The sequence below is a fragment of the Amycolatopsis sp. ATCC 39116 genome, assembly GCF_000231075.2.
GTDB classification, from domain to species: Bacteria; Actinomycetota; Actinomycetes; order Mycobacteriales; family Pseudonocardiaceae; genus Amycolatopsis_E; species Amycolatopsis_E tucumanensis.
The window spans coordinates 1-9,097 of the sequence record NZ_AFWY03000100.1 but is presented as its reverse complement, the minus strand read 5'-3'; the positions used below and the strand labels follow the sequence as shown (position 1 = coordinate 9,097).

Here is a 9,097-nt window from a genome sequence, read left to right as displayed (position 1 = left end):
CCCACCGCGCCGCCCCGCCTCCAATGCCGGCCAGCCCACCCGCGACGGCAGACCACCCAGAAGCCGATTCCGCGGCTCCCGCGGAAACCACCAGGCACCGGGAGCACGCGCAGCGGCGCCGCGCCACCGATCGCCCCCGACCAGGGCATTGCTCATCGGACATCGGCAGCCTCCCGCGCGCGGCAACGCCCGCGCCACCCGGCCGCCCCGCCTCCGCTGCCTGGCAGCGGCCTTCCGCACCTGGCAGACGGTTCTCGGGTCCACTGCCCCGCGCAGGCCGAGCGTCCCACCCCTGCTCAACCCTCATCAGCGGCCTCCCGCGCCCGGCAGGCCGCCCCCACCGGGCACACCTCTCCCTCCGCCACGCACGCCTCGCGGTCGCACAGCCGGCACAGGCGGTCGGCCTCCGGGAGTTGCTCGTACGCCGCCGTCAGCAGCTTCCCCGCCAGCTCCGCGAACACCTCCCGCTCCCGCTCGTCGAGCGCCGCCGTCAGCGATCCGAGCCGCCCGCCGCGGCGGCCGAGGATCCGCCCCGCGGTCTCGGCGCCGGCCGGGGTCAGGTGCACGGCGACCGCCCGCGCGAGGGTGGGCCGCCGCTCGACCAGGCCCCGCCGCTCCAGCGCGTCCACCATCCGCGCGGCGGCCGGCTGGCTCAGGCCGACCCGCCGCCCCAGCTCGGTCACCGAGAGCCCGGGCGCGGTGGACAGCACCACCAGCGCGGCCGATCCGCTCACGCTCGTGCCCGCGGCGGCCGTCGCGTCGGTCAGGGCGAGGTCGTTGACCGTCAGCGCGAGAGCGCCGAGCAGGTTCGCCAGCCTTTCGTCATGCATGACTCATGCATAGGTCATCGGAGTGGGATCCGCAAGTCGGCGGAGTGAACGCGAATAACCCGCCCGCCCGGGGGAAGCCCCCCGTCTGCACGCACGACCCAATTGCAACTTTCCTTCTTTTCCAAGGGAGATCTCTGTGTTCCGACACACGAAACTGCTGCAGTTCGAGGCAAAGCCGGAGCGTCCGGACCCGTACTACGCGCGCAAGCTGCAGGAGCTCATCGGCGGGGCCTACGGCGAGATGACCGTGACCATGCAGTACCTGTTCCAGGGCTGGAACTGCCGCATCGAGGGCAAGTACAAAGACCTGATCATGGACACCGCGACCGAGGAGATCGGTCACGTGGAAATGCTGGCCACGATGGTCGCCCGCCTGCTGGAGGGCGCGCCGGCCACCGCGACCGCGGAAGCCGCCAAGGACCCGGTGATGGCCGCCGTGCTGGGCGGGATGGACCCGCAGCAGGCCATCGTCTCCGGCGGCGGCGCCGTCCCCGCCGACTCCAACGGCACCCCGTGGAACGGCAAGTACATCGTCGCCTCCGGAAACCTGCTGGCCGATTTCCGGGCCAACGCGGCGGCCGAGGCGCAGGGCCGGCTGCAGACCGCCCGGTTGTACAACATGACCGACGACCCGGGCGTGAAGGAGATGCTGAAGTTCAACCTGGCCCGGGACACCGTGCACCAGAAGCAGTGGCTGCGCGCCATCGAAGAACTCCAGGCCGACGGCCTGGAAACCGACATCGCCCCCAGCGCCCTGCTCGACGAAGAGGACCAGACGCACAACAACACCATCTGGCACCTCTCCGACGGCCCCGACGGCAACAAGGGCGCCTGGTCCACCGGCGAAGACCGCATCGAGTACCTGATGGACCCCAAGCCCCTCGGCGGTCCCGGCAGCGCACCCAAGCCCGACCCCGAGCTCTACGCCACCTACTCGCCCACGCAGGACGCGATGGGCACGGTCAAGGGCAAGGCCCAGTCCGCGGTCAACAAGCTGACCTGACGGAACAAGCCCCCTCGGGACCACGATCCCGAGGGGGCTTCCCGTTCGTCCTCGTCAGACCGGGCTCGCCGCGGCGTCGGCGGGCACGACCGCACCGGCGGGAGCCTTGTCCCCCAGCGCCTTCTCGTAGACCCGCAGGACGTCGATCGCGATGCGGTCCCACGAGTACCGCGACCGGGCGCGGTCGCAGCCCGCGATCCCGTACGCCTCGCGCTGCGCGGGGTCACCGAGCAGGCGGCGCAGCGTCGCGGCCAGCGCTTCCGGGCGCTTCGGCGGCACCAGTTCCCCGGTCACGCCGTCCACCACGGTGTCGATCAGGCCGCCGACCGCCGCCGCGACCACCGGGACACCACAGGCCATGGCCTCCAGCGGGACGATGCCGAACGGCTCGTACCACGGCGTGCACACGACCAGGTCCGCCGAGCGCAGCAGCGACGGCATCTCGTCCCGCGTCACCTGGCCCAGCAGCCGCACGCGGTCGGCCACGCCGAGCCGCTCGGCCAGCTCCACCAGGCGCTTGGCCTCCGGGTCGTCGGCGAGCCGCCCCTGCTCGGGGCCGCCCGCGATGACCAGTTCGGCGCCGGGCACGGCGGGCAGCGCGGCGATCGCCGTCGCGAACCCCTTGCGCGGCACCAGCCGCCCGACGCTGACGATCCGGTGCAGGTTGCCGCGCGGCGCGACCGGCCCGTCCGGGGTGAACCGCTCGAGGTCGACCCCGCACGGCGCGACCGACATGCGCGAGCGCGGCAGCCCCATCCGGGCCAGCTCGAACACCTCGTCCGAGCAGGTGGCGGCGACGCGCGCGGCGTTCTTGCCGATCAGCCGCTCCAGCTGCACCCGCTCCGGCGGGCTGGTGTCCGCCTTGCCCTGGTAGCGCTTCTTCACCACGCCCAGCGCGTGGAAGGTCTGGACCACCGGCACGTCGGTGCCGCGCGTGGCGAGCAGCGACGCCAGGCCGGACATCCAGAAGTGCGCGTGCACCACGTCCGGGGTGTCCCGCTGCCACGCCTTGGCCAGGTAGCGGCCGAACTCGGTCATGTGCGGCAACAGGTCGTCCTTGGGCAGGTACTCCGCCGGGCCCGCCGGCACGTGCACCACCCGGTAGCCCGCGGGCGCCCGGACCTCCTCCGGCTGCGCCCGGTCGTCGCGCCGGGTGTAGACGGTGACGTCGTGGCCCTGTCGGCACAGCGCGGCGGACAGTTCCGCCACGTGCAGGTTCTGCCCGCCCGCGTCCACCTCGCCCAGAACGGCCAGGGGGTTGGCGTGCTCCGACACCATCGAGATCTTCATGCGCTACCTCCACTCGTCACCCGGCCGAGCTGGACGTCCCAGTTGCGCAGGAAGGCGTCCAGGCCGTAGCTGGCCAGCGCGTGCTCGCGCGCTTGCTTGCCCATCCGGTGCGCCAGTTCCGGATCCGCCATCAGCTCGGCGGCCGCGCGCACCAGTTCGTTCACATCCGCCGAGACGAAACCCGCCTCCGGCGGCACCGCGCGGGACGCCTCGGTGCTGGCCACCGCCACCACCGGCATCCCCAGGTGCATCGCCTCGATCAGCGACAGGCCCAGCGACGTCCAGCGCGGGGTGTGCAGGTACAACCGGCACCGCGCCAGCCCCGCGTGCAGGGCGTCCTGCCCGAGGTCGCCCCGCGTGCGCAGGCGCTCCCCGAGGCCGAAGTGGTCGTCGAGCTTCTCCACGCCGATGCCCCAGACGTCCAGCGGGGCGACCTCGGCGAAGGCGGGCAGCAGGTCGGTGCCGACCGCGCGGCCCCGGCGCACCGGCTCGTTCATGACGAGGCCGATCGAGGCCTCCTCGCCGGTGTACAGCTCGCCCGGGTCGACCACCCCGTGCTCGATGACCGTGGCAGGCGCCCGGCCGGAGTCCCAGATCAGGTTGTTGAAGTGGGTGACGTGCACCAGCGGGATCTCGTCCTGATCGGCCAGCGGGTGCCGCGTGCGCGGCACGTCGCCGGTCGGGGTGTTGTGCTCGACGAACACCGCGGGGACGTCCCGGCCGGGCCGCCGCCCCGTCCACCGCTCGGTCAGCTCGATCTCGTCCGGGCGCTGGAGGACGACCACGTCGATGTCGGTGTTCCGCAGCTCGGCCGGACTCACCTCCCGCGCGGACGGCCACGCTCGGTCACAGCGGCCCCGTCCCCAGGGACCGCCCTCCGGTAGCAGCGGAAGGAGGTACTCGTGCCGTCCGCGTACGAAGGAACTGGTCCATGACCCGTGTACGTGCCACAGCAGGATTCGCAGCGGATCGTCCTCTGCCCGTCTCATGGAGGAGTTCTTTCACCCTGGCAGAGGAACTAAACACGCTACGCAGCACTGCTACTCTCCGTGATCGTCACACGCGTTCGGTGGTCCTCGTCCGTGCGGGCAGCAGGAAGATCACCAGTCCCAGCACCGCGACCACCCCGTGCAACGCGTTGTCGGCCCAGTGCGGGTCGAACACCCGGCGAACGTCGTCGGGGTTGTCGGTGCCCGCGGACAGCAAACCCCAGATCGTGATGCCCAGCAGGGGAAAGAAGGCCACCAGGCCGAACACCCGTGCGGTGCGTGCTCGGCGCGCGGCGATCAAGCCGAGCAGTCCCAGCGCGGTGCGCACGACGTTGAGCACAGTGCCGGTGTGAAATCCCAGGATTTCCCCCGCGGTGGCGAAGCCCGCGATCCCCAGCGCGAGGAACACCACGCCCACCACCAGTGCGAAACCCTGGGCCAGCGGCGCGCGTTCCGTCGTCTGCTCAACCATCGATGGACCTCCTCGCATCAGTTCCTCTCGGCGCGGGGTTCCCCGGACCGGGCCCCCGCAACCAGGTGTGGCGAACGGCGGGACGGGGTAGTCCGGGCCATGACCAGGTCGGCACGAGACAGCGGGGGGAAGCGGAACGTTGGCTGAGACGCGCCTCGCGGGCACCGTCGAGGACAACGATTCCTCGGAGGACCACACCCCCACTTTCGCCGATCTGGCGGCCGCCGCGCCGGACGATCCGCGCCGGGAACAGCTCCGGACCGCGCTGGTCACCCAGTACCTGTCGGTGGCCGAGCACATCGCGCGCCGGTTCAGCGGGCGCGGCGAGGCGTACGAGGACCTGTTGCAGGTCGCGCGCGTCGGGCTGATCAACGCCGTCGACCGGTTCGAGCCGGAACGCGGCACCGACTTCCTGTCCTTCGCCGTGCCGACCATCATGGGCGAGGTCCGGCGGCACTTCCGCGACGCCAGCTGGTCGGTGCGGGTGCCGCGGCGGCTCAAGGAACTCCACCTGCAGATCGGGCAGGCCAGCAGCGAGCTGGGCCAGCGCCTCGGCCGCGCGCCGACGCCGACGGAGATCGCGCGCGAGCTGGACCTCACGCCGGACGAGGTGAGCGAGGGCCTGCAGGCGGGCAACGCCTACTACGCCGTGTCGGTCGACAAACCGGCCGGCGAGGACGACGAGGCCGCGTCGCTGGCCGACACCCTCGGCGAAGAGGACTACGGCATCGAGACGGTCGAGAACCACGAGGCGCTGCAACCGCTGCTGCGCGACCTGGCCCCGCGCGAGCGCACCATCCTGATGCTGCGGTTCTTCGGCAACATGACGCAGACGCAGATCGCCAAGCGCGTCGGCATCTCCCAGATGCACGTGTCGCGGCTGCTCGCGCAGACCCTGCAGCACCTGCGGGAGAAGCTCACCGAAGAGCCCTGACGCGTCGTTTCGCGCCGCCCGGGCACGGGTAGCCGACGGCGATGGACGGCCCGGGCCCGCTCCGTCCGAAGTGGAGCGCCGGGCCCGCACCCGACGGCTGAGGAGCGTGCCCGAATGACCGGCTTTTTCGCAGGCGGGCCCGGCAGTCCGTTCGACCAGTTCCTGGCGCAGTTCTTCGGCAACGCCGTACCCAGCAGGCGGCCGAACGCGGTCGACATCACGCGGCTGATGTCCGACCAGGCGCGGGAACTCGTCGCGCACGCCGCCGAGAAGGCGGCCGACCAGGGCCGGGCCGACGTCGACACCGAGCAGCTGCTGTGGGCGGCCACGCAGGCGTCGCCGACGCGGCAGCTGCTGGAGAGCGCGGGCGCGAAGCCCGAGGAGATCGCGCGGGAGATCGACCGGCACGGCAGTGGCACCGGCGAGCGCACCACCCCGGCCATGCTCGCGCCGGGCGCGAAGCGCGCGCTGCTGGACGCGCACGGCATCGCCCGCACCCTCGGCTCCAGCTACATCGGGCCGCAGCACCTGCTGCTCGCGCTCGTCGCCAACCCGGACTCCGCGGCCGGCCGCATCCTCGCCCACGCCGGGGTCACGCCGGAGGCGTTCCAGGGCCCGCCGCAGGGGCAGCCGATGCCGCGCGGCCGTCCCGAGCAGCGGCCGCAGCCACGCACCGACACGCCGACGCTGGACCAGTACGGCCGGGACCTCACCGCCGAGGCGGCCGAGGGCAACATCGACCCGGTCGTCGGGCGCGACGACGAGATCGAGCAGACCGTCGAGGTGCTGTCCCGGCGCACCAAGAACAACCCGGTCCTGATCGGCGAACCGGGCGTGGGCAAGACGGCGATCGTGGAGGGCCTGGCGCAGCGCATCTGCGACGGCGACGTGCCCGACCTGCTCGCCCGCCGCCGGGTGGTGCGGCTCGACCTGACCGCGATGGTCGCGGGCACCCGCTACCGCGGCGACTTCGAGGAGCGCATGACGAACCTCCTCGACGAGATCCGCCGCAACCGCGACCAGCTGATCGTATTCATCGACGAGCTGCACACCGTGGTCGGCGCGGGCGCGTCGGAGGGGTCGATGGGCGCGGGCAACATGCTCAAGCCGGCGCTGGCCCGCGGTGAGCTGCACATCGTCGGCGCGACCACGCTCGACGAGTACCGGCAGCACATCGAGAACGACCCGGCGCTGGAGCGGCGGTTCCAGCCGATCCTGGTGCCCGAGCCGTCGGTGCCCGACACCGTCGCCATCCTGCACGGCCTGCGCGACCGGTACGAGGCGCACCACCAGGTCCGGTTCACCGACGAAGCGCTGGCGGCGGCCGCGGACCTGTCCGACCGCTACCTGACCGACCGGTTCCTGCCGGACAAGGCGATCGACCTGATCGACCAGGCCGGCGCGCGCGTGCGGCTGCGCTCCGGCCGCCGCCCCAACGACGTGCGCGAGCTGCAGGCCCGGCTGGAGGAGCTGTCCCGGGACAAGGACCAGGCGGTGGCCGAGGAGAACTTCGAGCGCGCCTCGGCCCTGCGCGACGAGATCGCCGACCTGCGCGAGCAGTTGCGCACCGCCGACAGCGACGGGCGGCCCAGCGGCGTGCAGGAGGTGACGCCGCAGGACATCGCCGAGGTGATCTCGCGGCTGACCGGGGTGCCGGTGAACCAGCTGACCGAGGACGAGCGCGACCGGCTGCTGCGGCTGGAGGAGCACCTGCACGAGCGGGTCATCGGGCAGGAGGAGGCGGTCGACGCGGTCGCCGAGGCCGTGCGCCGCTCGCGTGCCGGGTTCGCGCCGCCGGACCGGCCCTACGGCAGCTTCCTGTTCCTCGGCCCCACCGGCGTCGGCAAGACCGAGCTGGCGCGGGCGCTGGCGGCGGCGCTGTTCGGCGACGAGGAGCGGATGATCCGGCTGGACATGTCCGAGTACGGCGAGCGGCACACGGTCAGCAGGCTGATCGGCGCTCCCCCGGGCTACGTCGGGTACGAGGAGGCCGGCCAGCTGACCGAGGCGGTGCGGCGGCGGCCCTACTCGGTGGTGCTCTTCGACGAGATCGAGAAGGCGCACCCGGAGATCTTCAACGTGCTGCTGCAGGTCCTCGACGACGGGCGGCTGACCGACGGCCGCGGGCGCACGGTGAACTTCACCAACACGGTGCTGATCATGACCAGCAACATCGGGTCGGAGATCATCTCCAGCAGCACGCAGGGGGCGCTCGGGTTCGCCGCCGACCGGGGCGACTCGGAGCGGCCGCTGCGGGAGCGGCTGATGCGGCGGCTGCGGGAGCAGTTCCGGCCGGAGTTCCTCAACCGGATCGACGAGATCATCGTGTTCCGCAAGCTCGAGGCCGCGCAGCTGGAGCAGATCACCGAGCTGATGCTGGAGCAGACGAAACGGCGCGCGCACGCGCAGGACATCACGCTGGAGTTCACGCCGGACGCCGTGCGGTGGCTGGCGCGGGCCGGGTACCAGCCCGAGTTCGGCGCGCGCCCGATGCGGCGCACGATCCAGCGCGAGGTCGACAACCCGCTGTCGCGGATGATGCTGCGCGGCGAGCTGACCCCCGGCGCGCGGGTGCGGGTGGGCGCCGGTGACAAGGGCCTGTCGTTCGACGTGTCAGCGTCGGTGGGAAGGGAAGACCGATGAGCAGTCCCGATCCGCGCTCCGACCGCACCCCGGGAACCGAACGCGGCGGCGTCGTGCCGGGCGACACCCCGCCCGACCCGGATCCCGCCCGGACGCCCGGACTGGAACCCGGCGGAGGCGTCGCCCCCGGCGACACGCCCCCGGACTCCGGCCAGACCTCCGGACTTTCGCACCACCAGCAGAAACCGCCGCGGGCGCTGCCCGTGGTGACCATCGTGATCTCCGTGGTGCTGGCGATCCTGATCGCGGCGCTGCTGGTGTCGTCGGCGGTGGGCTGGCTGCAGTTCTGAGGCGGTCGCGGCTCGGCTGTGGAAGCCACCACCGGGCAGGTGCAGGGCCCAGCGGCCGGGCGGTCGCGCGCAGCGGCCCGATTGGCCCCTGCCCGAGGTTCGGCGCGCCGGTCGGGGTGCCAGCGGCGTAGCCGGGCAGGCGCGCCGCCCAAGATGACCCCTGCCCACGGCCCGGCCCACTGGTGGGGCACCGCACCCCACCCTGCCCACAACCCAACCGGTCCGAGCACCGGCGCCCCACCGGCTCGCCGCGCGACGTTGCAACAGAGCCGCCGTGCGCGCCCACCGGCCCCCTCCCCACGATCCGGCCCGATCAGGGCGCCGGCGCACCCACCGGGTTCGGGTGCGGCACCGGGACCGGCACCAGCCCGCGCGCGATCGGCCGCAGCCAGCCGTCCAGCGCGGCCAGCTCGTCCTCGCCCACTGCCGAGTACGGCATCGCCGCCAGCTCGTCCGTGCGCCGCTCGATGTGGTCCCGCAGGCGGGCGCCCCGGTCGGTCAGCCCGCGCCCGTCGATCAGGCCGCGGGCGGCCAGCCGGTCCCGGGCCGCCGTCCACTCCTCGTCCGTCCAGCCGCGGTTGGGCGCCACGACGCTCCGGCTGCCGTCCGCCGCGTCGCGCAGGGCGTGTGCTTCCAGGCCGTCGAG

8 protein-coding genes and 1 pseudogene are annotated in these 9,097 nt (G+C 72.8%); 4 read left to right on the top strand and 5 right to left on the bottom strand.

Annotation, left to right across the window (positions count from 1 at the left end):
- Positions 1–296 precede the first annotated feature (296 nt).
- Positions 297–830, bottom strand: a complete 534-nt coding sequence (locus AMY39116_RS0341395; RefSeq protein WP_020423473.1) for a MarR family winged helix-turn-helix transcriptional regulator — start codon at positions 828–830, stop codon at positions 297–299.
- A gap of 136 nt (positions 831–966) precedes the next feature.
- On the opposite strand from AMY39116_RS0341395, the gene AMY39116_RS0341390 reads away from it, so the two are divergent.
- Entirely contained in the window at positions 967–1,833 is an 867-nt protein-coding gene (locus AMY39116_RS0341390) for a manganese catalase family protein (RefSeq protein WP_020423472.1), read from the top strand.
- Between the two features lie 54 nt (positions 1,834–1,887).
- On the opposite strand, the gene AMY39116_RS0341385 is transcribed toward AMY39116_RS0341390, so the two are convergent.
- From AMY39116_RS0341385 to AMY39116_RS0341375, 3 genes are all read right to left on the bottom strand, one after another.
- Complete coding sequence (locus AMY39116_RS0341385) at positions 1,888–3,123, bottom strand: glycosyltransferase (RefSeq protein WP_020423471.1); 1,236 nt, start codon at positions 3,121–3,123, stop codon at positions 1,888–1,890.
- Entirely contained in the window at positions 3,120–3,944 is an 825-nt protein-coding gene (locus AMY39116_RS0341380; protein ID WP_020423470.1) for a glycosyltransferase, read from the bottom strand. Before AMY39116_RS0341380 ends, AMY39116_RS0341385 begins: the two co-directional genes overlap by 4 nt.
- A gap of 235 nt (positions 3,945–4,179) precedes the next feature.
- The gene (locus tag AMY39116_RS0341375) at positions 4,180–4,584 is read right to left on the bottom strand and encodes a DUF4383 domain-containing protein (protein ID WP_020423469.1); all 405 of its coding nucleotides are present in this window, start codon (positions 4,582–4,584) and stop codon (positions 4,180–4,182) included.
- A gap of 139 nt (positions 4,585–4,723) precedes the next feature.
- On the opposite strand from AMY39116_RS0341375, the gene AMY39116_RS0341370 reads away from it, so the two are divergent.
- From AMY39116_RS0341370 to AMY39116_RS0341360, 3 genes are all read left to right on the top strand, one after another.
- A complete protein-coding gene (locus AMY39116_RS0341370; protein ID WP_020423468.1) occupies positions 4,724–5,518 on the top strand; it encodes a SigB/SigF/SigG family RNA polymerase sigma factor in 795 nt (264 codons plus the stop codon).
- 114 nt (positions 5,519–5,632) lie between these two features.
- Positions 5,633–8,161: an ATP-dependent Clp protease ATP-binding subunit gene (locus tag AMY39116_RS0341365; RefSeq protein WP_020423467.1), complete on the top strand. Its 2,529-nt coding sequence runs from the start codon at positions 5,633–5,635 to the stop codon at positions 8,159–8,161.
- Complete coding sequence (locus AMY39116_RS0341360) at positions 8,158–8,451, top strand: DUF6480 family protein (protein ID WP_020423466.1); 294 nt, start codon at positions 8,158–8,160, stop codon at positions 8,449–8,451. The genes AMY39116_RS0341365 and AMY39116_RS0341360 overlap by 4 nt, the downstream gene beginning before the upstream one ends.
- 313 nt (positions 8,452–8,764) lie before the next feature.
- Here the strand turns inward: AMY39116_RS0341360 and AMY39116_RS46710 are convergent.
- Positions 8,765–9,097, bottom strand: a pseudogene (locus AMY39116_RS46710) (hypothetical protein); the annotation flags it as partial.

What these genes read in the sequence shown, in the direction of transcription:
- AMY39116_RS0341395 (WP_020423473.1), bottom strand. Translation starts at nt 830, where the DNA reads ATGCATGACGAAAGGCTGGCGAACCTGCTCGGCGCTCTCGCGCTGACG.
- AMY39116_RS0341385 (WP_020423471.1), bottom strand. Translation starts at nt 3,123, where the DNA reads ATGAAGATCTCGATGGTGTCGGAGCACGCCAACCCCCTGGCCGTTCTG.
- AMY39116_RS0341375 (WP_020423469.1), bottom strand. Translation starts at nt 4,584, where the DNA reads ATGGTTGAGCAGACGACGGAACGCGCGCCGCTGGCCCAGGGTTTCGCA.
- AMY39116_RS0341365 (WP_020423467.1), top strand. Translation starts at nt 5,633, where the DNA reads ATGACCGGCTTTTTCGCAGGCGGGCCCGGCAGTCCGTTCGACCAGTTC.
- AMY39116_RS0341360 (WP_020423466.1), top strand. Translation starts at nt 8,158, where the DNA reads ATGAGCAGTCCCGATCCGCGCTCCGACCGCACCCCGGGAACCGAACGC.